Source organism: Bradyrhizobium shewense, from assembly GCF_900094605.1.
Classification (GTDB): Bacteria; Pseudomonadota; Alphaproteobacteria; order Rhizobiales; family Xanthobacteraceae; genus Bradyrhizobium; species Bradyrhizobium shewense.
Map to the genome: position 1 here is coordinate 15,165 of NZ_FMAI01000006.1, position 24,109 is coordinate 39,273.

Annotated in this window: 19 protein-coding genes; 12 read left to right on the top strand and 7 right to left on the bottom strand. The window is 64.1% G+C overall.

Features of this window, described 5'->3' with window-relative positions:
• Window positions 1-4 precede the first annotated feature (4 nt).
• From GA0061098_RS12955 to GA0061098_RS12975, 5 genes are all read left to right on the top strand, one after another.
• Window positions 5-781 (top strand): TatD family hydrolase, encoded by a 777-nt coding sequence (locus tag GA0061098_RS12955; protein ID WP_091956683.1) that lies wholly within the window; start codon window positions 5-7, stop codon window positions 779-781.
• 13 nt (window positions 782-794) lie between these two features.
• Window positions 795-1,592, top strand: coding sequence for an MBL fold metallo-hydrolase (locus GA0061098_RS12960; protein WP_091956684.1), 798 nt, complete (start codon window positions 795-797; stop codon window positions 1,590-1,592).
• Between the two features lie 211 nt (window positions 1,593-1,803).
• Window positions 1,804-2,352: a TRAP transporter small permease gene (locus GA0061098_RS12965; RefSeq protein WP_245323286.1), complete on the top strand. Its 549-nt coding sequence runs from the start codon at window positions 1,804-1,806 to the stop codon at window positions 2,350-2,352.
• Window positions 2,353-2,354: 2 nt separating this feature from the next.
• Window positions 2,355-3,668, top strand: a complete 1,314-nt coding sequence (locus GA0061098_RS12970) for a TRAP transporter large permease (protein WP_091956686.1) — start codon at window positions 2,355-2,357, stop codon at window positions 3,666-3,668.
• A 38-nt stretch (window positions 3,669-3,706) separates the two neighbouring features.
• Window positions 3,707-4,684 carry a TRAP transporter substrate-binding protein gene (locus GA0061098_RS12975; protein WP_091956687.1) on the top strand — a complete coding sequence of 326 codons (978 nt, stop codon included), beginning with the start codon at window positions 3,707-3,709 and terminating at the stop codon, window positions 4,682-4,684.
• A 58-nt stretch (window positions 4,685-4,742) separates the two neighbouring features.
• Here GA0061098_RS12975 and GA0061098_RS12980 read toward each other — a convergent pair whose 3' ends face one another.
• The 4 genes from GA0061098_RS12980 to GA0061098_RS12995 form a co-directional block, all read right to left on the bottom strand.
• Window positions 4,743-6,392 carry an acyl-CoA synthetase gene (locus tag GA0061098_RS12980; RefSeq protein ID WP_165637330.1) on the bottom strand — a complete coding sequence of 550 codons (1,650 nt, stop codon included), beginning with the start codon at window positions 6,390-6,392 and terminating at the stop codon, window positions 4,743-4,745.
• Between the two features lie 21 nt (window positions 6,393-6,413).
• On the bottom strand, window positions 6,414-8,303 hold the full coding sequence (locus GA0061098_RS12985; protein WP_091956689.1) for a TRAP transporter large permease: 1,890 nt from the start codon (window positions 8,301-8,303) through the stop codon (window positions 6,414-6,416).
• A gap of 15 nt (window positions 8,304-8,318) precedes the next feature.
• Window positions 8,319-9,338: a TRAP transporter substrate-binding protein gene (locus GA0061098_RS12990; protein WP_091956690.1), complete on the bottom strand. Its 1,020-nt coding sequence runs from the start codon at window positions 9,336-9,338 to the stop codon at window positions 8,319-8,321.
• A gap of 469 nt (window positions 9,339-9,807) precedes the next feature.
• A complete protein-coding gene (locus GA0061098_RS12995) occupies window positions 9,808-10,683 on the bottom strand; it encodes a ferritin-like domain-containing protein (protein ID WP_091956691.1) in 876 nt (291 codons plus the stop codon).
• A gap of 179 nt (window positions 10,684-10,862) precedes the next feature.
• Here GA0061098_RS12995 and GA0061098_RS13000 point away from each other — a divergent pair, with 179 nt between their 5' ends.
• The 7 genes from GA0061098_RS13000 to GA0061098_RS13030 are packed head-to-tail and all read left to right on the top strand — an operon-like array spanning window position 10,863 to window position 19,811.
• Window positions 10,863-13,160 (top strand): NosR/NirI family protein, encoded by a 2,298-nt coding sequence (locus tag GA0061098_RS13000; RefSeq protein WP_091956692.1) that lies wholly within the window; start codon window positions 10,863-10,865, stop codon window positions 13,158-13,160.
• A gap of 22 nt (window positions 13,161-13,182) precedes the next feature.
• On the top strand, window positions 13,183-15,129 hold the full coding sequence (gene nosZ, locus GA0061098_RS13005) for a TAT-dependent nitrous-oxide reductase (protein WP_091956693.1): 1,947 nt from the start codon (window positions 13,183-13,185) through the stop codon (window positions 15,127-15,129).
• A 24-nt stretch (window positions 15,130-15,153) separates the two neighbouring features.
• Complete coding sequence (locus GA0061098_RS13010) at window positions 15,154-16,509, top strand: nitrous oxide reductase family maturation protein NosD (protein ID WP_091956694.1); 1,356 nt, start codon at window positions 15,154-15,156, stop codon at window positions 16,507-16,509.
• Window positions 16,506-17,426 carry an ABC transporter ATP-binding protein gene (locus tag GA0061098_RS13015; protein ID WP_091956695.1) on the top strand — a complete coding sequence of 307 codons (921 nt, stop codon included), beginning with the start codon at window positions 16,506-16,508 and terminating at the stop codon, window positions 17,424-17,426. The genes GA0061098_RS13010 and GA0061098_RS13015 overlap by 4 nt, the downstream gene beginning before the upstream one ends.
• Window positions 17,423-18,250, top strand: a complete 828-nt coding sequence (locus GA0061098_RS13020; RefSeq protein WP_091956696.1) for an ABC transporter permease subunit — start codon at window positions 17,423-17,425, stop codon at window positions 18,248-18,250. The genes GA0061098_RS13015 and GA0061098_RS13020 overlap by 4 nt, the downstream gene beginning before the upstream one ends.
• The gene (locus tag GA0061098_RS13025) at window positions 18,247-18,819 is read left to right on the top strand and encodes a nitrous oxide reductase accessory protein NosL (RefSeq protein ID WP_091956697.1); all 573 of its coding nucleotides are present in this window, start codon (window positions 18,247-18,249) and stop codon (window positions 18,817-18,819) included. The genes GA0061098_RS13020 and GA0061098_RS13025 overlap by 4 nt, the downstream gene beginning before the upstream one ends.
• The gene (locus GA0061098_RS13030) at window positions 18,816-19,811 is read left to right on the top strand and encodes an FAD:protein FMN transferase (protein ID WP_091956698.1); all 996 of its coding nucleotides are present in this window, start codon (window positions 18,816-18,818) and stop codon (window positions 19,809-19,811) included. The genes GA0061098_RS13025 and GA0061098_RS13030 overlap by 4 nt, the downstream gene beginning before the upstream one ends.
• A gap of 8 nt (window positions 19,812-19,819) precedes the next feature.
• Here the strand turns inward: GA0061098_RS13030 and GA0061098_RS13035 are convergent, their stop codons facing one another.
• From GA0061098_RS13035 to GA0061098_RS13045, 3 genes are all read right to left on the bottom strand, one after another.
• Window positions 19,820-20,647 (bottom strand): hypothetical protein, encoded by an 828-nt coding sequence (locus tag GA0061098_RS13035; RefSeq protein ID WP_091956699.1) that lies wholly within the window; start codon window positions 20,645-20,647, stop codon window positions 19,820-19,822.
• An 86-nt stretch (window positions 20,648-20,733) separates the two neighbouring features.
• Window positions 20,734-22,023 carry a siderophore utilization protein FsrB gene (gene fsrB / locus GA0061098_RS13040; RefSeq protein WP_091956700.1) on the bottom strand — a complete coding sequence of 430 codons (1,290 nt, stop codon included), beginning with the start codon at window positions 22,021-22,023 and terminating at the stop codon, window positions 20,734-20,736.
• A gap of 56 nt (window positions 22,024-22,079) precedes the next feature.
• Complete coding sequence (locus tag GA0061098_RS13045) at window positions 22,080-24,074, bottom strand: TonB-dependent siderophore receptor (RefSeq protein WP_165637331.1); 1,995 nt, start codon at window positions 24,072-24,074, stop codon at window positions 22,080-22,082.
• Window positions 24,075-24,109 lie beyond the last annotated feature (35 nt).

The following is a 24,109-nucleotide window of genomic DNA, read 5'->3' on the forward strand; positions in this document are numbered from 1 at the left end:
CGCGATGCTGGTCGACAGCCACTGCCATCTGGATTTTCCGGATTTTGCGGAAGATCTCGACGGGATCGTATCGCGGGCACGCGCGGCCGGCATCGGCCGCATGGTCACGATCTCGACCCGGGTGCGGAAGCTCGACCAGCTTCTGGCCATCACTGAGCGCTATGACGACGTCTACTGCTCGGTCGGCACTCATCCGCACAATGCGGATGAGGAGGACGGTATCGCATCGGATGAGCTGGTTGCGCTGACGGAGCATCCCAAGGTCGTCGCGCTCGGCGAAGCCGGGCTGGACTATTTTTACGACAACGGCTCGCCAGAGGCGCAGGCGAGGGGCTTTCGCGCCCACATCGCCGCCGCCCGCACCACCGGCCTGCCGCTGGTGATCCACACCCGCGAAGCCGACGAGGACTGCGCGCGCATCCTGGAAGAGGAGGCGGGCAAGGGCGCGTTTCGCGCCGTGCTGCATTGTTACACCGGCGGGCGCGAGCTGGCGCTGAAGGCGGTGTCGCTCGGGCTCTATATCGGTTTCACGGGCATCCTGACCTTCAAGAAATCAGAGACTTTGCGGGCGCTGGCGGCCGAACTGCCGGCCGATCGCATCCTGGTCGAAACGGACTCGCCCTATCTTGCGCCCGGCAAGTTCCGGGGAAAACGCAACGAGCCCGCTTATGTGGTCGAGGTCGCCAAAGTGCTGGCCGAGACGCGCGGCGTATCGTTTGACGAGATCTCGCGCCAGACCAGCGAGAACTTCTTCCGCCTGTTCTCGAAGGTGAAAGCTTGAAACCGGGAGCCGCATGACGCTGACGCTGACGATCCTGGGCTGCGGCTCCTCCGCCGGCGTGCCGCGCCCGGCGCTGGGCTGGGGCGCCTGCGATCCCAACAATCCCAAGAACCGCCGCCGCCGCTGCTCGCTGCTGGTCGAACGGACCTCCGAGCACGGCACCACGCGCATCGTGATCGACACCTCGCCGGACCTGCGCGAGCAATTGCTCTCGACCAATGTCGATCATATCGACGCGGTGTTCCTGACGCATGAGCATGCCGATCAGACCCACGGCATGGACGATTTGCGTTCGGTCGTGATGCACATGCGCCGTCGTATCCCGACCTATTTCAACCAATCGACGGCCAAGGACATCCTGTCGCGGTTCTCATATTGCTTCATCGCGCCGGAGGGCAGCGATTATCCGCCGATCCTGACCCGGCATTCGATCGAGGCGGGCGAAAGCCAGACCGTACTGGGGAAGGGCGGCGCCGTGGAGTTGACGGCCTTCCTGGTGCAGCACGGCAACATTCCCGCGCTCGGCTATCGCATCGGGGATGCGGCCTACACGCCCGACCTCAACGACATCCCGCGCGAGAGCTGGGGTGCGCTGGAAAATCTGGACCTCTGGATCGTCGATGGCCTGCGCTACACCAACCATGTCAGCCATTTCAGCATCAACGACGCGCTGTCCTGGATCGAACGGTTCAAGCCGAAGCGCGCGGTCATCACCAACATGACGGCCGACGTCGATTACGAAGTCATCCGGCAATCGCTGCCCGCGGGCGTCGTGCCCGCTTATGACGGGCTGCGGCTGGAAACGCACTGAACCTGCGGTAGAAATTCCCGCCACAAGCGGGCATAGTCCTTGCTTGCACCGGTTGCATCATGTTGATCTAACGTCTGAAAGACAGACGTTGGGCAAGAGCGATATTGAAGAGGATCGGCGGCACGAGATATGTGACCGCCGGGTCGGCTGTATCGCCCACATGTGAGATGGGGATCGCGTGGCAGGGGACGATGTAACGGCTGGGGGACTGGTGCGCCGCGCTCTGGATCTCCTTTATCTCGGGGCAGGCTACGCCGCCGGCGTCTTCCTGGTTGCGATCTTTGCAATCATGATGACCATGTCGGTCGGGCGCCAATTTGCGATCAACATTCCCGCCGGCGATGATTTCGCGTCCTGGTGCATGGCCGCGATGGCGTTCCTCGGCCTGGCCCATACCTTCAAGCGCGGAGAGATGATCCGCGTCGGCCTGCTGCTGGAACGTCTGCACGGGCGGACCAAGCAGATCGCGGAGATCGTGGCGCTCGGGATCGCCACCGCCTTCGTTCTCTATTTCACCCGCTATGCCGTGCAGATGACCTACGATTCCTGGCGCTTCAACGATATGGCGCAGGGCGTCGTCGCGCTTCCGCTCTGGATTCCGCAGCTCGGCTTCGCCGGCGGTCTTGCGATCCTGTCGATCGCGTTGATCGATGAAATGGTCAATGTCGTCGCCGGCAACCGGCCGACCTACGAAAAGGGCTCGCCGAACGAGACGCCGGACGAGTTCATCGAGCGCATCTCGCAAGGCGGCGGAGGTTGACCATGGCCAATCTCGGCATGATCGAGCTGTCGTTCATCCTGCTCGGCGTCATGATCCTGCTGCTGGGAAGCGGCGTCTGGATCGCGGTCTCGCTCGGGCTCGTCGGCTTCGTGGCGATGGCGTTGACCACGAGCCTGCCGCTCGGCGCCGTGCTCGCCACCACCACCTGGAGCGCCACCGCGTCGTGGACGCTGGCCGCGTTGCCGCTGTTCATCTGGATGGGCGAGATCCTCTTTCGCACCAAATTGTCGGAAGAGATGTTCCGGGGCTTGTCGCCGTGGGTTCAGTGGCTGCCCGGGCGCCTGACCCATGTGAACGTGATCGGCTGCGGCATCTTCGCCGCGGTGTCGGGCTCTTCGGCCGCGACCTGTGCGACGATCGGCAAGATCGCGCTGCCCGAGCTCGACAAGCGCGGCTACGACAAGGGCTTGAGCCTCGGATCGCTCGCAGGCTCCGGCACGCTCGGCCTCCTGATCCCACCCTCGATCCCGATGGTGGTCTACGCGGTCACGGCGAATGTCTCCGTGCTTCAGGTGTTCCTCGGCGGATTCCTGCCGGGTGTGCTCGTGATGGTGCTCTATTCGGGCTACATCATCATCTGGTCGCTGCTCAATCCGAAGAAGATTCCGCCGCGCGATCCTCCGATGCCGTTCCGGCAGAAGCTGCGCGAGTCGGCGAGACTTGCGCCCTGCCTGTTGCTGATCTTGGCGGTCTTCCTCTCGCTCGTGCTCGGCTTCGCGACGGCGACGGAATGCGCCGCATGGGGCGTCGCCGGCGCGCTGCTGCTGGCGTGGTGGAGCGGCACGCTGACGCGCAAGAACTTCCTCGAGAGCATCATGAGCGCGACGCGCCTGACCTGCATGATCATGCTGATCCTGGCAGGCGCAGCCTACACCACCGCCGCGATGGCCTATACGGGCATTCCGGCCGCACTCGCCACCTGGGTCCAGGGGCAGCAGCTCACGCCGGGCATGCTCGCGCTGTATCTGAGCATCATGTACATCATCCTCGGCTGCCTGATCGACGGCATCTCGATGATCGTCCTGACCGCCGTCATCGTGCTGCCGATGGTCAGGCAGGCTGGTCTCGACCTGGTCTGGTTCGGCGTTTACCTCATCATCCACGTCGAGATGGCGCAGATCACGCCGCCGGTCGGATTCAATCTTTTCGTGCTCCAGAACATGAGCGGGCGCGACACGTTCACCGTTGCGCGCGCAGCGTTTCCGTTCTTCGTCCTGCTGCTCGTTGCCGTGTTTATCATCACGGAGTACCCGCAGATCGTGATGTTCCTGCCCAAGCTCGCTTTCCCAGACTGAGCGTACCGGTGTTCAAATTGACTGTGAGGAGAAGCCTGATGATGTCTCGTTTGTTTCGCGCATTCTTGGCCGCCGGCGTGGTCGTTGCCGCGACACCCGCTTTGGCTCAGACCAAATGGAATCTGCCGGCAGCGTATCCCGCCGACAATCCGCACTCCGAAAACCTGGTCGCCTTCGCCAAGGACGTCGAAGCCGCCACGTCCGGAAAGCTCCAGATCACGGTTCATCCCGGCGCCTCGCTGTTCAAGGCACCGGACATCAAGCGCGCGGTGATGACCGGGCAGGCGCAGATGGGCGAGGTGCTGCTCTCGATCCACGAGAACGAGGACCCGATCTTCGGCATCGACGTCGTACCGTTCCTGGCGACCAGCTTCCCGGACGCGATGAAACTGTATCAGGCTTCCAAGCCTGCGATCGCCAAGAAGCTCGATGCGCAGGGTCTCAAGCTGCTGTTCGTCGTGCCGTGGGCGCCGCAGGGGGTCTATGTCAACAAGCCGCTCGCCACGATCGAAGACATGAAGGGTTTGAAATGGCGGGCCTACAATGTCGGAACCTCGCGCATCGGCGAGCTGGTCGGTGCGCAGTCGGTCACGATCCAGGCCGCGGAATTGCCACAGGCGCTCGCGACCGGCGTGGTGAATTCCTTCATGTCGTCGGGCGGGACGGGCTACGACGCGAAGGCGTGGGAGTCGCTGAAGTATTTCTATGACGTGCAGGCCTGGATTCCCAAGGACTACACTTTCGTCAACAAGGCCGCGTTCGACGCGCTCGACAAGCCGACCCAGGAGGCCATCCTGAAGGCGGCGGCAACGGCGGAGACCCGCGGCTGGAAGGCCTGGCAGGACAAGAGCACCTGGTACATCGATCAGCTCAAGGCCAAAGGCATGACCGTCGAGCCGCCGAGCCCGGCGTTGAAGGCCGGCTTCCAGAAGATCGGCGAACAGCTCACGACCGACTGGCTCAAGAAGGCGGGGGCCGATGGCCAAGCCGTCGTCGACGCCTACAAGAAGATGTGAGGACTGATGTCTTCCGCCCGCCACGTGCTCGTGCGGGCGGAAGACTCTCAGACGATATTCAGGCCGAGATCGCCTTCACTGATCCCACTTCGTTGCGCAGCAGGAACTTTTGGATCTTGCCCGTGGACGTTTTCGGGATCGGCCCGAACACGACGGCCTTCGGCGTCTTGAAGCCCGACATGTGTTTGCGGCAGAACGCGATGATGTCGGCTTCGCTCGCGCTGGCGCCGTCCTTCAACTCGACGAAGGCGCAGGGCACTTCGCCCCATTTCGGATCGGGCTTTGCAACCACGGCGGCAAACAGCACGGCCGGATGCTTGTAGAGGATGTCCTCGACCTCGACGGAGGAGATGTTCTCGCCGCCGGAAATGATGATGTCCTTGGAGCGGTCCTTGATGATGACGTAGCCGTGCTCGTCAAGTACGCCGAGATCGCCGGTGTGAAACCAGCCGCCTTCGAATGCTTCCTTGGTCGCCGCCTCGTTCTTGAGATAGCCCTTCATCACGATGTTGCCGCGGAACATGACCTCGCCGATGGTCTCGCCGTCGCGCGGCACCTCTTGCATCGTCTGCGGATCGATGACGGTGACGCCTTCCTCGAGCGGGTAGGGCACGCCCTGCCGGCGCTTCATGCGTGCGCGTTCAGCAGGCGGAAGCTCATCCCAGCCGGGCTGCTCGGCGCAGACGGAAGCGGGGCCGTAGACCTCGGTCAGGCCGTAGACATGGGTCAGCTTGATGCCGATGCTCTCTGCACCTTCGAGCACCGCGACCGGCGGTGCAGCGCCGGCGATCAGGCCGACGACGCGGCGCGCGGCGTTGCCTTTGGGCGCGTCGGGTGCGTTGATCAGCGTGTTGTAGACGATCGGCGCGCCGCACATGTGGGTGACGCCGTGCTGCTTGATCAGCTCGAAGATCCTGGTCGGCTCGACCTTGCGCAGGCAGACATTGATGCCGGCGGCAGCGGCGATGGTCCAGGGAAAGCACCAGCCGTTGCAGTGGAACATCGGCAGCGTCCAGAGATAGACCGGATGCTGGCCGAGATTGCCGGCAAGGATGTTGCTGACGGCGTTCAGATAGGCGCCGCGATGATGGGTGACGACGCCCTTCGGATTGCCGGTCGTGCCCGAGGTGTAGCTCAGCGCGATCGCGTCCCACTCGTCCTGCGGCGGAATCGCCGTGAACGCAGGATCGCCTTCCGCGACTGCGGCTTCATATTCGATCTCGCCGATGCGACTGCCGCCTTTGAATGATGCGTCGTCGACGTCGACGACGAATGGCTTTGGCCCGCTCATCTGCGCCAGCGCGTCACTTATGACGCCCGAAAACTCGGGATCGACCAGGATGATCTTCGCGCCGCCATGGTCGAGCTGAAACGCGATCGAAGGCGCATCGAGGCGGATGTTCAGCGCGTTGAGAACGGCGCCGGTCATGGGCACGGCAAAATGCGCCTCGTTCATCGCCGGGATGTTCGGCAGCATCGCCGCCACGGTGTCGCCGACGCCGATGCCCTTGCGCGCGAGCCAGGACGCAAAACGCTTGCAGCGCTCATAGGTCTGCGCCCAGGTGAAGCTGCGGCCCTCGTAGACCGTGCTGACATGATCGGGATACACGGCGGCGCTGCGCGCGAGGAAGCTTAACGGGCTCAGCGGCACGTAATTGGCAGGCGTCTTGTCGAGGCCGATATTGTACTGGTTCTGCCGCTCACTCATCGACACCCTCCGTCAAACGCCTCAAAGGAATCCGATCGAGATCCACGGGAAGATCGCGACGATGATCAATCCCACCAGCAGCGCCAGCAGATAGCCCCAGATCGGGCGGATGCCCTCGGCCGGATCGACGCGTCCGATGGCGCAGGCAGCATAATAGCCGACACCGAAGGGCGGGGCGAATAGTCCGATGCCCATGGCGAGAATGATCACCATGGCGTAGTGCACCTCGTGCACGCCGACGGCCCGGGCGATCGGAAACAGCAGTGGGCCGAACAGCACGATCGCCGGGATGCCCTCCAGCACGCTGCCGAGGATGGTGAAGGCCAGGATCGAGACGGCGATGAAGGTCGCCGCTCCCCCGGGCAGTCCGGTCATGGCCGCCGCCAGCGAGCGCGAGAAGCCGGATTGGGTCAGGCCCCAGGCCATGCCGGTCGCCGTGCCGATGATCAGCAGGATGGCGCCCGACAGCGCCGCGGTCTCGACCAGCATCGGGAACAGACGCGACCAGTCGAAGCGGCGGTAGACGAGGAGGCCGACCAAGGCGCCATAGACGATGCCGATGGTGGAGACCTCGGTCGCGGTCGCGATGCCCTCGACGACGGCGTAGCGGATCACGAAGGGCAGCGCGAGCGCGGGCAGGGCGATGACGAAGGTCTTGCCGATCTCGCCACCGCTGGCGCGGCGCACGTGACTCATGTCCTCGTGGCGGTAGCGCCACCATACCAGCATGCAGAGCGTGATCGCGAGCACGACGCCGGGCAGCAGGCCGCCGGTGAACAGGGCGGCGATCGAGACGCCCGTCACCGAGCCGATCGTGATCAGCACGAGGCTCGGCGGAATGGTTTCGGTTTGGGCTCCGGTGGCCGCCAGCAGCGCGACGAGATCGCCGGGCTTGGCGCCGCGCTGCTTCATCTCCGGAAACAGCACGGGCGCAACGGCCGCCATGTCCGCGGCCTTGGCGCCGGATATGCCCGAGACCAGGTACATGGCGCCGACCAGCACATAATGCAGGCCGCCGCGGACATGGCCGAGCAGGCTCGCCAGGAACGCCACCATGGCCCGCGCCATGCCGGTCATCTCGATCAGGAGCCCCAGGAACACGAACAGCGGCACCGAGAGCAGGATGAGGTGGCTCATGCCCTCGTCCATCCGCCCGACCAGCACCATGACCGGCGTGCGCGTGGTCAGCGCGAGATAGCCGAAGATCGCAAGGCCGAAGCCGAAGGCAATGGGAACGCCGGCGAAGACGCAGAAGCCGGCGACGCCGACGAAGAAGATGACGAGGTTGAGATTGCCGAGCGGCCGCAGCAACGGCTCCGCCAGCCAGAACAGGCCGATGATGACGGCAACGCTGACGACGGCGGCTGCGACCATCCGGTAATCGGCCGCGCGCAGCAGCCGCAGCAAGGCAAAGACCGCCATCAGCCCGATTCCGGCCGGCAGCGCGGCGGCGCGCCACATATTGGAGATCTGCAGCGCCGGCGTCGTGATGTAGCTTTCCTCATAGGCGTAGTCGCAGGCGGGCCAGACGATCAGGATCAGGAACGCCAGCGCCGCCGAGGTCGCGACCAGATCGAGATAGGCCCGCATGGCAGGCGTGGCGCTGGCGACGATCGCGGTCATGCGCATGTGCTCGGAGCGGCGGAACGCCACCGCTGCGCCCAGCATGGCCAGCCACAGGAACAGGATCGAGGCGAGCTCGTCCGACCAGATCAGCGGCCGGTGCAGGCCGTAGCGCGCGACTACGCCTGCAAACAGGATCACGATCTCGGCAACGACCAGGATCGCCGCCGGGATTTCGACGACGAGACCGAGCGCGCGCTCGAGCGAAGCCAGCAAGGAAGGTCGGCGAGGGGACTGAAACGCCGCCTCGCCCACCACTCCGGTCACCTCGACCTCGACGTGAGCCATGATGGCCCCAACGCGTTATGACAGCTTGCCGACGGCCTTTTCCAGGAGGTCCCAGGCCTGATCGCCATACTTGCCCTTCCACTCGGCATAGAAGCCGGCGGTCCGCAGCTTGTCGCGGAACGGCGCGACCGTGGGCTGATTGAAGGTCAGGCCCTTGGCCGCGAGCTCCTGCTGCAGATTGGCGTTGAGCTTGGCGGTGTCCTCACGCTCCTTGACGGCAGCGGCGTTGATGTTCCTGGCGACGACGGTACGCACGTCCTGCGGCAGCTTCTCCCAGGCGCGGCGGTTGGCCAGGAACCAGAAGCCGTCCCACATGTGGTTGGTCAGCGAGCAGTACTTCTGCACCTCGTAGAGCTTGGCAGTCGAGATGATCGCCAGCGGGTTCTCCTGGCCTTCGACAATCTTGGTCTGGAGCGCCGAATAGACCTCGCTGAAATTGATCGAGGCCGGCGCCGCGTCGAACGCCTTGAACATCGAGGTCCACAGCGGCGACACCGGCACGCGGATCTTGAAGCCCTTGAGGTCATCAGGCCCGGTGACCGGCTTGCTCGACGAGGTGGTCTGGCGGAAGCCGTTGTCCCAGATCTTGTCCATGACCTCGAGGCCGGCCTTCTTGATCTCGCCGCGGACATGGGCGCCGAGGTCGCCGTCCATGGCCTTCCAGACCGTGTCGTAGTCCGGGAACGCGAAGCCGATGCCGTTGATGGAGGCCGCCGGCACCAGGGTCGACAGGATCAGGCCCGACAGCGTGAAGAACTCGACGCCGCCGGAGCGGATCTGGCTCAGCATGTCGGTGTCGGACCCGAGTTGGTTGTTCGGGAAGATCTGGAGGTCGAACTTGCCGTTGGTCTCGGTCTTGATCGCCGCCGCCATCTCCTTGGCGCGTACGTTCAGCGGATGGGTGTCCGGCAGGTTGTTGGCGTATTTGTAGGTGAACTCGGCGCTCTGGGCGCGGGCCACATGGGGCGCACCGATGCCGCCCAGGACCGCGGTCGCGGCGGAGGCCTTGAGAAGCGTGCGTCGGGAAAAACTCATGGGTCTGCTTCCTCGGAAGTTTGTTGTTGTTCTGAGCCGCAAACCTATACGGACGGAAGGCCTGAAGGTCATCTGCGATCTCGCGAGGCCTCGCTTATTGCAGCCGGACAAGGTCACGGCAATATCGGCTTTCGCAGAGATGGGCCGGATTCAAAATCTGAAAAACAACCCCATGCACAGTAGCGGTCGAGAACCGGGGCGGCATCGAGGCCCGGACTGAAAATCGCGCTTCGGCGAAGGTGCGGTGACAGGAATTCCGTCTAAATAACTGATCTGATTGTATATAAATATATTCCATAATATACCTTATGCGAATTATAGATTAGGCTATATCCGCTTGCGACCCGCCTGTCGGATCTCGCCTGAACTGAGCCCCTGTCGCCAAACCGGTGCGTCTGTTCCGCCGGCGAAGGACGTGCGGCCACTGCCCCGGCCGTGCGGCTATGCGGTTCTGGAGTGCAGCAGCGCGTCACTCCGCCGAAAGCGATCGCAGCCATGCCAGCCGTGAGATCGCGCGCTCGGCAAGTTGCTGCAGGCTTTCCAGGTGGGCCGCGTCGCTCGACCGCTCGGCGCCGTCGAGGTAGCCGTCGACCAGCGCTTCGGCGATCTCCAGCGGACCTTTGTGCTCCATGGATGCCGGATAGCTCCCGAGGCCCACGGTGGCGTCGGCCATCTCGATCGTCTGCTGGCGAATGTCCCGGGTCCGGATTGCTGCTGGCCCGCTCAGGCGTTGTTCCATGTCGCCGAGCTGCATGACCAGGCGAAGCTCGAGCCTTTGCGCATCAATTTGCCGCAGAGGCACGGACGATGCCTCGGCGCCGCTCCGTTCGTGCTCGCGATGATAGGCACGGCGCCTCTCCTTCCGCAGCGTGGCGACATGGCCGAGCTCTTCCTTGGCCATCGCCTCGGACGCCTTCTTGATATCGGGATCATCGGAGTAGGCGGCGAGATAGGACCAGAACGCAAAGGCGCGCTCCTCGTTGCGGACGGCCATCGCAAGCGCGCGGTACGGCGTCATCAAGCGGGACGTTCTCACCTGGGCGGCAGCTTCCGGATCGAGCGTCTCCGGCGCCTCCCAGCGCACCAGAGCTGAATCCGGGCTCTTGCCGCGCCGCGATTGCGACCAGCGTGTGACGCTGTCGACATGCTCGCGCTCGGCGGCCGCGAGCTTCGTGAACACGTCAGCGAGATCATCCTTGCCCTGCCCGCGCATGTCTTCAGCAAGAGCATCATACCTTTTGGCTGCCTCCTGCTCCATTGCATGCGCTAGCGCAAAGAGTTCATCGAGCGATTGCAATACACCTGCGGGCTCAGCGCTCAGCAATGAAGTGCGCAGGAATGGCATGGCAAGGACTCCAAATGCAGGCTTCTGATTCAGCTCAGCGCGAATACAAATATTTTTGCTGGCCTTGACAGATGTGGGCACGCGCGATGACTTTGACACGTCAGCGACGACAAATCATCGAAGAAGAATCTCAAGGCCCGCGCGTCCCGGTGGGTCGCGCAGATCGCATTTGAATCGATATGTTGAAGCGACCGGATGACGATACCGCCTTCACAAGGCGTGCAGCGCTAGCGCTTGCGGGCTTGCTGCTGATATGTCTGGCGTACATCTCGCCCGCATGCGCCGCCGGTGACTTACCAACATACCTGCCGAAGCTTACGCCTGCCGAATTTTTCCCCGATGCGGATCGTTTCGGCCCGCCGCAAGGCGATCCGCCCATCGTACCAGTGTACCGCGGCGACCAGCTCCAGGGATTCGTTTTCCTCAACTCCGATTTCGCGAACTCCGTCGGGTACTCGGGCAAACCGATTCACTTGCTGGCCGGGATCGATCCGAAAGGCGTCATCACCGGCATCAAGCTCGTCGATCACAAGGAGCCGATCGTGCTGGTCGGCATTCCGGAAGCGCGCATCGTCGCCGCCATGAACTCCCTGATCGGCAAGGACATGAAGCCGGTCGCAAGTGGTGCAGAGAAACCGCCGCAGGTCGATATCGTGAGCGGCGCGACCGTCACCGTGCTGGTGATGGGCGACAGTGTCGTCCGCGCGGCGTCAAAGCTCATTCGGAGCGGTCGCGTCGGTGGCGGTGACGGCGCGGCGGCTTCGGCGGCCCTTCCCCCTGTCATCAAGACGCTCGATCTCGAGCGCAGTGAAGTGCGCGACTGGGAGAGTCTCGTCGGCGATGGCTCGGTGCGCCGGCTTCATCTCGGCATCGGCGATATCAACGAAGCCTTTGCGAAGTCCGGCAGCGCCGCGGCGGGCCAGTATCCCGAACCGGGTGACGCGAGCGATACCTTCATCGACCTCTACGTGGCGCTCGTGACCGCGCCCACGATCGGCCGCAGCCTGCTTGGCGCCGACGGCTATCAGCGGCTGAAGGACAGCCTGAAGCCCGGGCAGCAGGCCATCGTCGTTGCCGGCAACGGCCCCTACTCCTTCAAGGGTTCAGCCTACGTCCGCGGCGGTATCTTCGATCGCATCGAAATCCTGCAGGAAGGCAACAGCACCCGCTTCCGCGACCGCAACCACACCCGTCTCGGCGCACTGGACGCTGTTGGCGCGCCCGAGTTCAGGGAAATCGGCCTGTTCGTCACCCCGCCTGAGTTCACCCTGGATCCGACGCAGCCGTGGCAGCTTCAATTGCTGGTGCAACGCAGCCTCGGCGGCCGCGACAAGGCGTTCCTGACTTTCAATCTAGGCTACACCCTGCCCGACAGTTATATACGCCGCGAGCAGCGTGCGGTGACGGTACCGGAGAGCGCGGCGCCTCCGGCCTCGCAGCAGGCCACCGCTGCGTCCGCCCCGCCCCTGGATGCAGACGAGCCGTTGTGGATGCGGATCTGGCGGTCGAGCACCGTCTCGATCGGCATCACCGCGTTCATGCTGGCCACCCTCACCGGCATCTTCTTCTTCCAGAATCTGCTCGTGCGCCGCCCGGTGTTCTACACCTGGGTGCGGCGGGGCTATCTCGCCCTCGTTCTGGTCTGGCTTGGCTGGTACGCCAACGCGCAGCTCTCCGTGGTCAACGTCGTCACCTTTACCAATGCGCTGGTGACGGGCTTCCGCTGGGAATTTTTCCTCGCCGCTCCGCTGATCTTCATTCTGTGGGCTGCAACGGCCGGCGGGCTTCTGTTCTGGGGCCGCGGCCCGTTTTGCGGCTGGCTGTGTCCCTTTGGTGCGCTCCAGGAGCTCACCAACACGGCCGCGAAATGGCTGAAGGTGCCGCAGGTAACGGTGCCGTGGGGGCTGCACGAACGTCTATGGCCGATCAAGTACATCATCTTCCTCGGTCTGTTCGGCCTGTCGCTCTATTCGGTCGAGATGGCCGAGCGGTTCGCCGAGGTCGAACCGTTCAAGACCGCGATCATCCTGAAGTTTTCGCGAAGCTGGCCGTTCGTGGCCTACGCAGTCGCCCTGCTCGTCATTGGACTCTTCATCGAACGCTTCTTCTGCCGCTACCTCTGCCCGCTCGGCGCCGCGCTCGCGATCCCCGGCCGCATCAGGACGTTCGAATGGCTCCGCCGCTGGGAAGAATGCGGGTCACCCTGCCAACGCTGCGCCAAGGAATGCCCGGTGCAGTCGATCCATCCCGAGGGGCACATCAACGTCAATGAGTGCATCTACTGCATGCATTGTCAGGAACTCTATTACGACGATCACCGCTGCCCGCACATGATCCAGGTGCGGCTCAAGCGCGAGAAGTTCGCGGCGATGTCCTCGCCCGCGATGCGCTCAGGCGGCAAGGGTCCCGCGACCGTCATCACCGCTGGCGGCAAGCCTGTCGGCGCTTCACCCGTCAACTCTCCACCCCCTAACTGAACTGGAAGCCGAGGAGGCAATCATGAGCGAGAACGAAAAGGCAAAGGGCGTCAGCCGACGAACTGTGCTGGGAACGACGGCGGCCGCAGCGGGCGTGGGCCTGGCTGGCGGAGCGGCGATGAAGGACGGCGGTTTCGTCTCGTCTGCGGATGCGCAGACCAAGGCGGCTGCACCGAAGGCCCCTCCTGCCCGGTCGGCCGTGCTGAAGACCGAGGTCGCGCCCGGCGAGCTCGACGAATATTACGTGTTCTTCTCGAGCGGCCAGTCCGGCGAGATGCGCATCGTCGGCCTTCCGTCGATGCGCGAATTGATGCGTGTTCCGGTGTTCAACCGCTGCAGCGCGACCGGCTGGGGCCAGACCAATGAAAGCCTCAAGGTTCTGACCGAGGGGCTGCAGCCCGCGACCCGCGAATTCCTCAAGGATCGCGGCGGCACCTACATGAACGGCGACCTCCACCACCCCCATATTTCGTTCACGGACGGCACCTATGACGGGCGCTACGCCTTCATGAACGACAAGGCCAACAGCCGCGTCGCGCGGGTGCGGCTCGACGTGATGAAGTGCGACAAGATCATCGAGCTGCCGAACCAGCATACGGTGCACGGTTTGAGGGTGCAGAAATATCCTCGGACCGGTTATGTGTTCGCCAATGGCGAAGATGGAGTGCCGCTGCCGAACGACGGCAAGATCCTCAACGACTCCAAACAATATCGCTCCATCTTCAGTGCGATCGACGGCGACACCATGAAGGTGGCCTGGCAGGTGATCGTCAGCGGCAACCTCGACAACGTCGACGCCGACTATCAAGGCAAGTACGCCTTCGCGACCTGCTACAACGGCGAGGAAGGCGTCACGCTGGCCGAGATGACCGCCAGCGAGCAGGACTGGGTCGTGCTCTTCAACCTCAAGCGGATCGAAGAGGCCGTGAAGAAGGGCGACTTCAAGGAAATGAACGGCGTGCCCGTGATCGACGGACGCAAGGGCTCGCCCTACACGCGTTACGTCCCGGTCTCGAACAATCCGCACGGCATGAACACGGCTCCGGACGGCATCCATATCGTGGCGGCCGGAAAGCTCTCGCCCACCGTGACCGTGATGGACGTCCGCCTGTTCGACCAGTTGTTCGATGACAAGATCAAGCCGCGCGACGTCGTCGTCGCAGAGCCGGAGCTTGGCCTCGGCCCGCTGCACACCGCCTATGACGGCAAGGGCAACGCCTACACCACCCTGTTCCTCGACAGCCAGGTCTGCAAGTGGAACATCGACCTCGCCAAGCGGGCTTTCAAGGGTGAGAAGGTCAATCCCATCATCCAGAAGCTCGACGTGCATTACCAGCCGGGCCACAACCATACCTCGATGGGTCAGACCAAGGAGGCGGATGGAAAATGGCTCATCTCGCTGAACAAGTTCTCGAAGGACCGCTTCCTGAACGTCGGACCGCTCAAGCCGGAGAACGATCAGCTGATCGACATTTCGGGCGATCAGATGAAGCTCGTGCATGACGGCCCGAGCTTCGCCGAGCCGCACGACGCGACCATCGTCCATCGCTCCAAGATCAACCCGATCTCGATCTGGGATCGCGCGGATCCGATGTTTGCCGATGCGGTCAAGCAGGCCAAGGTGGACGGCATCAATCTTGAAGGGGATTCGAAGGTCATTCGCGACGGCAACAAGGTGCGCGTCTACATGACGTCGACCGCGCCGGCGTTTGGTCTGGAGGAATTCCAGGTCAAGCAAGGTGACGAGGTCACCGTCTTCATCACGAATATCGACGCGGTCGAGGACCTCACGCACGGCTTCTGCATCGTGAATTACGGCATCCAGATGGAAGTGGCGCCGATGGCGACCGCGTCCGTCTCGTTCACGGCGAACAAGCCCGGAGTTTACTGGTACTATTGCTCCTGGTTCTGCCACGCCATGCACATGGAGATGAAAGGCCGAATGTTCGTCGAGCCCAAATCGGTTTGAAGTCGGTCTGATCGGAGCGACCTCGTGGGTCTGTTGTTACGCATGTTTCCGGCGGCGCTGGTCGCCGCCGGACTGTCCGGCTTCGCTGATGCGGAGACATTCACGGCTGCGCCTGGGCAGCCGCTGCAAGCGGTGCTGGATGGCGCGCGCGCCGGCGACGTCATCGAGCTTGCTCCCGGCGAATATCACGGCTCGATCCGGATCGACCGTCCCCTGGAGCTGGTCGGGAGCCGAGGCGCGGTGCTCGACGGCGACGGCTCCGGCAACGTCATCACCGTCAGCGCGCCCGACGTCATAATCCGCGGCGTGACCATCCGGGCATCCGGCCGCGACCTGCAGGAGATGAATTCCGGGATCTTCCTGCAAAAGACCGCCGAGCGCGCCAAGATCGAGGACAACCACCTGGTGGGAAACCTGTTCGGCGTCTACGTGCACGGCGCCAGGGGCTCCCGGGTCGTTCGCAACGAGATCGAGGGACTGCGCGGCGGGCGTCTCAGCGAGGCAGGCAACGGCATCTCGCTGTGGAATGCGCCCGACGTCACCATCGCGAACAACATGTTCCGCTACGGCCGCGACGGCATCTTCTCGATCTCCAGCAGCAAGGACCGCTTCATCGACAATCGCTTCGAGCAGGTTCGTTTCGCCGTCCACTACATGTACACCAACGACAGCGAGATCAGCGGCAACGTTTCGATCGGCAACCATGTCGGTTATGCCATCATGTATTCGAACCGTCTGGTGATCCGCGGCAACTCCTCCGATCACGATCGCGACTATGGGATGCTCTTCAACTACGCGAACTATGCTCAGATCGAGGACAACCGGGTCACGGGCGGCCCGCTCGGCTCGATGACACAGAGGGCGGAGGACGGTCCCGCCGACGAGCGGGGCATGCTTCCGCAGCAGGCACGGGAGACCACTCTCAAGAGTGGCCCGGAGAAATGCGTGTTCATCTACAACACCAATCACAACAAATTCCGCAACAATTGGTTCGAGCGCTGCGCCATCGGCGTGCACTTCACGGCCGGCTCCGAAGGCAACGAGATCACCGGCAACGCCTTCGTCAGCAACGCCAACCAGGTGAAATATGTCGGCACCCGGCACCTCGACTGGTCGACCGGGGGGCGCGGCAACTACTGGAGCGACAATCCAGCATTCGACCTCAATGGCGATGGAATCGCCGACACGGCGTACCGGCCGAACGATCTCATCGATCGCGTGCTGTGGACGGCGCCGGCTGCGAAGGTCCTGATCAACAGCCCCGCCGTCCAGGTGATCCGCTGGGCGCAGGCACAGTTTCCCGCGCTGCTGCCGGGCGGCGTGGTCGACAGCCATCCGCTGGTGTCGCCGCCGCGGACCCCGGTGAAGGAAACACGATGACCAGCACGGTACGTGTCAGCGACGTCGCCAAGGTGTTTGGCCGGGTCGAGGCCGTGCGCGGTGCGTCGTTCACGCTTGGCCAGGGCGAGTTGGTCGCCTTGATCGGGCACAACGGCGCCGGCAAGACCACGCTCATGAAGCTCATGCTCGGGTTGATCCGTCCGACCAGCGGCGCCATCGAGGTTCTCGGAGACAATCCCGCCGCCGGCGAATTCGCAGGCCGACGGCAGCTCGGCTACCTGCCGGAAAACGTCTCCTTCGACCCTGCCCTCACTGGCCGCGAGACACAGGCCTTCTACGCCAGGCTGAAGCGAGAGCCGGTTGCCAAGGCGCTGGAGCTGCTCGACGCGGTCGGACTGGGGGCCGCCAGCCGCCGCCGGGTCAACACCTATTCGAAGGGCATGCGTCAGCGGCTAGGGCTCGCGCAGGCACTGCTTGGCGAGCCGCGCGTGCTGCTGCTGGACGAGCCGACCACCGGTCTTGATCCGGAGCTGCGGCAGACCTTCTACGACATCATCGAGCGGCTCGCGGCTCGCGGCGCGACCGTGCTGCTGTCGTCGCATGCGCTGACCGAGCTGGAGGAGCGCGCCGGCCGGGTCATCATCATGAACCGCGGCATCAAGGTCGCGGACGGATCGATCGACGAGTTGCGTCGCCTCGCCCGGCTGCCCACCAGGATACGCCTCAAGGTGGCTGGCCTCGCCTCGAGCGAGATGCCGCCCTGGGCGCCCAACGACGCGGCCTGCCGCCGTCTGAATGGCCACATCGTCGAGATCGACGCCGCGCCGGAGCGGAAGATCGAGCTTCTGCATCGCGCGACGGCCGCCGGCAATTCGGTCGAGGACGTCGACGTGGTCCCGCCCACACTCGACGAGCTCTATGCTCATTTCCTCCGGCAATCGGAGCAGGCGCCATGAATGTCCTGATCATCGCCGCGAAGGAAATCCACCAGGCCATCCGCAATCGCTGGGTGCTTGCCGCAACGCTCCTGCTCGCCGGGCTTGCGCTGTCACTGACCTTTCTCGGTAGCGCACCGACCGGGAACGTCGGCGTTCGCACCCTGGACGTGGTCGTCGTCAGCCTGTCGAGCCTGACGATCTTTCTCGTTCCGCTCATCGCGCTTCTGATTTCCCATGATGCCATCGTCGGCGAGATGGAACGTGGGACGATGCTGTTGCTGCTGAGCTATCCGGTCGCGCGATGGCAGGTGCTGCTCGGCAAGTTCTTAGGCCACCTCGCCGTCCTCGCTTTTGCGACCTGCCTCGGCTACGGCGCGGCGGTCGGAGCGCTGGCGGCGACGGGCAGCCAGATCGATAGCGACAGCTTCCTGGCGTTCGCGGCGATGGTGGGTTCCTCGGTGCTGCTCGGCGCCGCTTTCGTCGCCATTGGATATCTGGTCAGCGCGCTCGTGCGCGACCGCGGAACGGCGGCCGGCATCTGCATCGGGTTGTGGCTGCTGCTGGTGCTGATCTACGACATGGCGCTACTGGGCGTGCTTGCACTCGACCAGGGACGCAGTATCTCGGCGAGCGTGCTCAACGCCATGCTGCTGTCGAATCCGACCGATGCCTACCGGCTGATCAACCTGACCGGGTTCGCCAATGTCAGCACCTTCGCCGGCATGGCTGGCCTTGCCCAAACCACATCCCTGACGATACCGGTTCTTCTGACCGCCCTGCTCTGCTGGACGCTGCTGCCGCTGGGACTGGCCGCGCTCGCCTTCTCGCGGAGGGAGCTATGAGGCGCCGAACGATCCTCTTCGCCTTGCTCGTGCCGCTCGCGCTCGCGGGCTGCAACGAGAAGCAGGCCGCGAAGATCCCGTCGCCGCATCGGATGACCGCGGAAGACATCGGCCATTACTGCGGCATGAACGTGCTCGAGCACCCGGGACCGAAGGGCCATGTCTTCGCCGCGAGCCTCATGGAGCCCGTGTGGTTCTCGTCCGTGCGGGACACAATCGCCTTCACCATGCTGCCGGACGAGCCCAAGGACATTCAGGCGATCTACGTGTCCGACATGGGCAAGGCGCCGGACTGGGACAAGCCCGGCGCCGACAACTGGATCGAGGCGCGCAAGGCGCTGTACGTGATCGAGAGCCGGGTCAAAAGTGGCATGGGCGGCGACGAGGTCGTTCCGTTCTCGGACCGGGCGGCGGCGGAGAAGTTCGCCGGAGAAAACGGCGGCAGGATCGTCGGCTTCGACGAGGTGCCCCGGGACTATGTCTTGACGTCGGCGAATGCCGCCGGCGCCGGTGCTGCCGACGAAGCGGCCGAAGCCCCGCCGGGCGAACGATCGAGGAGGACGCCATGACGCGAACACTGACGCGCCGACGCTTCATCCGGATCAGCGCCGCAGCGGCAGGTCTCGGCGCGCTATCTCCAGGACACCCCGCTCGTGCAGAGGTCGCGCCGGTGACCTGGCGTGGCACGATGCTGGGCGCGGTGGCCACGATGGAGATCCACGACGAAGACCGCAGCCGGGCGGAGCGGCTGATCTCGCTGGCCTGCGCCGAGGCGCGGCGGCTCGAGCGGCTGTTCAGCCTTTACCTGAACGATTCCGCCCTGGTCGCGCTGAACCGGACCGGTGTCCTGATCGATCCCGCCGCCGAAATGGTCGATCTGCTATCGACCTCGCAGCACTATTCCACGCTGACGGGCGGTCTGTTCGATGTCACGGTGCAGCCGCTGTGGGATCTCTACGCCAGCCATTTCGCGCGAGATGACGCGGACCCGGCCGGTCCTGCGGCAGCCGCGATCGAGGCCGCGCTCGCGCGCATCGGCAGCAGCCGGCTGTCGATCAACCGCGACCGGATCGTGATGCCTAAGGGCATGACCGTCACCCTGAACGGGATCGCGCAAGGCTACGTCACGGACAAGGTGGTCGACCTGCTGCGTGCGCACGGCATCTCTCGCAGCCTGGTCGACATGGGCGAGGCCCGCGCGATCGGCGCGCGTCCGGACGGACTGCCCTGGGAGATCGGCATCGCCGATCCCGACATTGTGGGCCGCACGAAGACGGTGCTGCCGATCGTCGACCGCGCCGTGTCCACCTCGGGCGGCTACGGCTGCCAGTTCGATTCCAGGGCGCGCTTCAACCATTTGTTCGATCCCAGATCGGGCGGCTGCGCCCACCGCTATCGCAGCGTGACGACCGTGTCCCGCAGCGCCACCGCCGCGGATGCATTGTCGACGGCGTTCAGTCTGATGTCGGAAGATAAGATTCGATCGCTCTTGCCGCATGTCGACATCGACCGTGTGCATCTGATCGATGGGGCCGGTCAATCGGTCGAATTGTCGGCGTAACCTGCGCGCTACTGCAGTGGCAGCAGCTCCAACTGGCTCTGCGCCTTCTTGACCGCCGCTGCGTACCAGCTCTGGCTCGGCGCTTCCTTGGCGAAGCATTTCGTGTAGGCGTCCATGGCCTGATCCTCGCGGGCCATGTCGCCGCGCGGGTCCTTCTTGTTGACGGGTTTCGCCATCATCTGCTTCCACACGCGCTCGCAGGCCGGGATTTCAGCCGTCTTCACGGCGTTCGATGTGGCGAGGAAGTAGACCTTGTCGCCCTTGGTCGCGACGACGTCGATTTCATCCGGCGGTCCCTTGAGCCCGCCATTGCCGCGCACGCCGAGCACGGCGACCACGGCACTTGCGGATGCTGGGTTTGTGATCGGCAGCTCGGCATATTTGGCGAACGCGGCGTCCTGGATCGCCTGATAATAGAAGCGGTCGGACTTGAACGCGGCGCCGCTCTCCTGCGGCATGCCGTCCTCGCGATGCTCGCGCAGCCAGTGCGCCAGAAGCGTGCTCGTGGTTACGACGGCTTGGATCTTGTAGCCTTCCGAGGCGAAACTGAGCCCGTCGAGATGGCCGAAGCCGATATCACTCTTGAACAGCGTATCGACGTTCGACTTGCCCTCTGCCGGAAGCCCCTTGATCGTGACCGGTCCCACCAGGCCGCGCAAGGCGCCTGCAAGCTCCTTCAGGGCGGCGTCATGCTGCTTGTAGATCTCGTCGCTCTCCTTGGCACTCGAGAATTTTGCGATGTAGCGATCGCGCAGGTCGAGATAGTGCTGCTCGGGCGTGGCGGCATGGACGGGCGTCGCCAGGACGAGCAGGCAGAGCAAGGCAAGCGATTTCATTCGATGTCCGCGGACTTGGAGCGATCTCCAGTCTTTGTGCTGCCTAAAGGCGTGAAGGTTCATCCGCAACGACCGTGCGGGGAGCCCTACTCCGCCGGCGTCAGCTGCCGATCCAGGCGCATGGCCGCGGTCTCGCGCACGCGGACCCGGGCGCGGCGTTTGCGCCACCAGATCACGACGCCGGTCACCGAGAGTGCGGCGACCACGAGCCCCATGATCGAGATCAGGATGCGGCCGAACAGTCCGACGATGCGGCCCGAATGCAGCGGAAATTGTGCCTGGACGAAGATGTCGGCGGCAGTACCGACCCAGGGCAGCCGCTCGCCGATCGGGCGGCCGTCCTCGCTGTCGTAATAGAGCTGGGCCGGGCCGACGCCGCCGGCGCCGTGGTCGTCGCCGGGGTGGAAGAAGGCGGCGGCATAGACGCCATGGGCCGGGCCGTAATTGACCGAGCCGACAGGGATCGTCCACCCTCGCGCCTTGCCGTCGGCGGCAGCGCGGGCGGCGATGTCGGCGAAGATGACCTTGGGCTCGATGGGATCGTCGAGATCGCGATACGGCCGCTGCTCATAGGGTGTCGGCGTGTAGTTCGAGACCATCTTCATCAAAGGCGAGAACACCTCGAAATAGAGGTTCAGCGAGAACGCCGTGAAGGCGATGACGAACAGCACGCCCCAGGTCCAGAGACTGAAGGCGCGGTGGATGTCGAAATTGATCCGGTAGGCGCTGCCGGAGGTCTTGATGGTCCAGGCCGGCGCCCATCGCGCCCAGAAGCCGCGCTCGAGCTGGCGCGTGACAACAGGCGCCCGCGCCGCCTTGGCCCGCCTGCGCGAAGGCAGCGTCAGATAGAAGCCGACGAAACAATCGATGGTCCAGATGATGGCGATCACGCCGAGCACGCGCATGCCCCAGCGATCGCTGCCCCAGAACTCTGGAATGTGCATCGTGTAGTGCAGCTTGTAGAGAAACGAGACGAAGTTTTCCCGCGTGACGGGCCAGACCGCGCCCCAATAGCGCCGGCCCAGCTCCGCGCCGGTGTTGGGATCGAGGAACACCTGATTGTAGTCGAGGGCGTAGCGCTTGCCGGTCGCCGGATCGATCCGCGGCATGACGAAGAACCACAGCGAATGGCCCTCCTCCGGCGTCATGAAGAGGTAGACGACGCGCGCGCGGGGATCGCGCTGCTCGATCATCTTGGCGAGCTCGATCGAGGGAATCGCCGGGCCTTTGGTCGAGACGTCGAACAGATGGCTGTTCAGGACGTCGTCGATCTCGTGATCCCAGGAGATGATCGCCCCGGTGATGCCGGAGAAGAACAGGAATCCGGCCGTGAGCAGTCCCGCCCAGCGATGCAGCTTGCCGAATATCGCTCTCATCGTCTTGCACTCTCATCCAGCAGGTCCGGCTCGCCATCGCCGGATCGTCTTCGATTTCACCAGCGATAAGTCAGCTTGCCGATGGCTTTCCGTCCCTCGGCATACATGCAGCCCGAAAGGCCGTAGCACGCCGCGACATAGCGCGTGTCCGCAAGATTGGTGACGTTCAGCGACAGCCGCCAATTGTCACGGGTATAGGCAAGAAGCGCATCCAGCACTGTGGCCGATCCCACCTTGAACGTATTGGCATCATCGCCCCAGGTCGCGCCGACATAGCGAACGCCGCCGCCGAACTGCAAGCCCGCCAGCATGCCGTTCTGAAGCGTGTAGTCGCTCCACAGCGAGGCGCGGTTGAGCGGCACGGTGACCGGCGCCTTGCCGACATTGACCGGATCTTGCGTGACCATGGCATCGATATAGGCGTAGGCCGCGCGCAGGTTCCAGCCGTCGGCGAGCGACATCGAGCCTTCGAGCTCGATACCGCGCGACTTCACCTGCCCGATCTGTTCGTAAAAGGTGGTTGCAGGAACGTACACAGCGACGTTGTCACGCGTCAGGTCGAAGGCGGCGAAGGTGAACAGCGCATTCCAGCCGAGCGGTTGATACTTGACGCCCACCTCGTACTGCACGCCGGTCTCGGGATCGAGCATCTGTCCGGACGGGCTGGTCGCGAGCTGCGGCAGAAACGACTCGGAATAGCTGAAATAGGGCGCGATGCCGTTGTCGAAATTGTACATGACGGCAGCGCGGCCGGTGAAGGCCGAGGCGTCCTTCGAGGTCGACGTGTCGGCCGGGGGCAGATTGGTGTCGAGCTGCGTCGTCACGAAGTCCTGGCGGCCGCCGAGCTGGAATGACAGCCGGCCGAGCTTGATCTGGTCCTGCGCATAGAGGCCGAGCTGCGACTGCTTGATGCCTTTGTTGTCGTACATGCCGCCGAGAGCCCAGTCGTAGCTGTAGACCGGGTTGAAGACGTTGATCTCCGGCGCCGAGGTCGTGACGGCAAAGGCCGTATCCCGAAACGTGGTGTTGCGATAGTCGAGCCCGACCAGCGTGGTATGGCTGAGGATGCCGGTATTGAACTTGCCCTGGAGCTGATTGTCCACCGCGAAGGAGTTGATGTACGAGTTGCTGTAGCTGCCGAAACGCCCGAGCTGCCCCGCCGCCTCGTCGGTGTATCCGGTGCCGTAGAAAGTCTTTTCCTCGTTGTGCTGATAGGCGTAGCGCAGGTTCTGCCGGAACGTGATGTTGTCGGTGAAATTGTGCGACAGCTGATAGCCGGCGGTCGCGATCTCGGTGTTGAACGCGTTGAAGCTCGGCACGCCCGCGAAGAACGAGACCGGGATGGTGCGGCCGTTGTTCGGCCACACCGTGCCCGAGGCCGGCAGGAACTGAAGGCCCCACCCTGCCCGGTCGCGCTGGTAGTTGGCCAGCAGCGTTATGGTGGTGTCCTCGTTCGGCTTGAACGTGACGGCGGGCGCGATGAAGACGCGGTTGTCCTTGGTGAAGTCGACCTGGGTCTGGCCGTCGCGGACGACGCCGGTGAGGCGCCACAGCACGGTGCCTTCCTTGTTGGCGGCGCCGCCCATGTCGAACTGGCCCTGATAGCGGTTGAAGCTGCCGCCGGAGATCGAGACCTCGCCGAACTGCTGCGCCGTCGGCAGTTTTGTCACGTAGTTGAGAATGCCGCCGGTGCCGCTGCCGCCATACATCGCCGATGACGGTCCCTTGAGCACCTCCAGGCGCTCGGCCCCGTAGGGATCGAGGCCATTGAAGTGCACATAGTTGCTCGAGGGGATCCGCAGGCCGTCGACGTAGAGACCCGACATGGTCGTGTCGAAGCCGCGGATCTGGAGAGCGCCGAAGCGGGTGTCCGAGCCGCCATTGACGTCGCCGCTGACACCGGCGGTGTAGCGCAGCGCCTCGCCGATCGAGACCGCGCCCTGGTTCCTGACCTGGTCGGTGGTGACGACGGAGACCGACTGCGGGGTTTCGATCAGCGGTGTGTCGGTCTTGGTGGCCGTGCCGCTTCGCGTGGCGACGAAACCGCGCACCGGACCATTGGCACGCTCGCCCGTCGCGCCGTTCG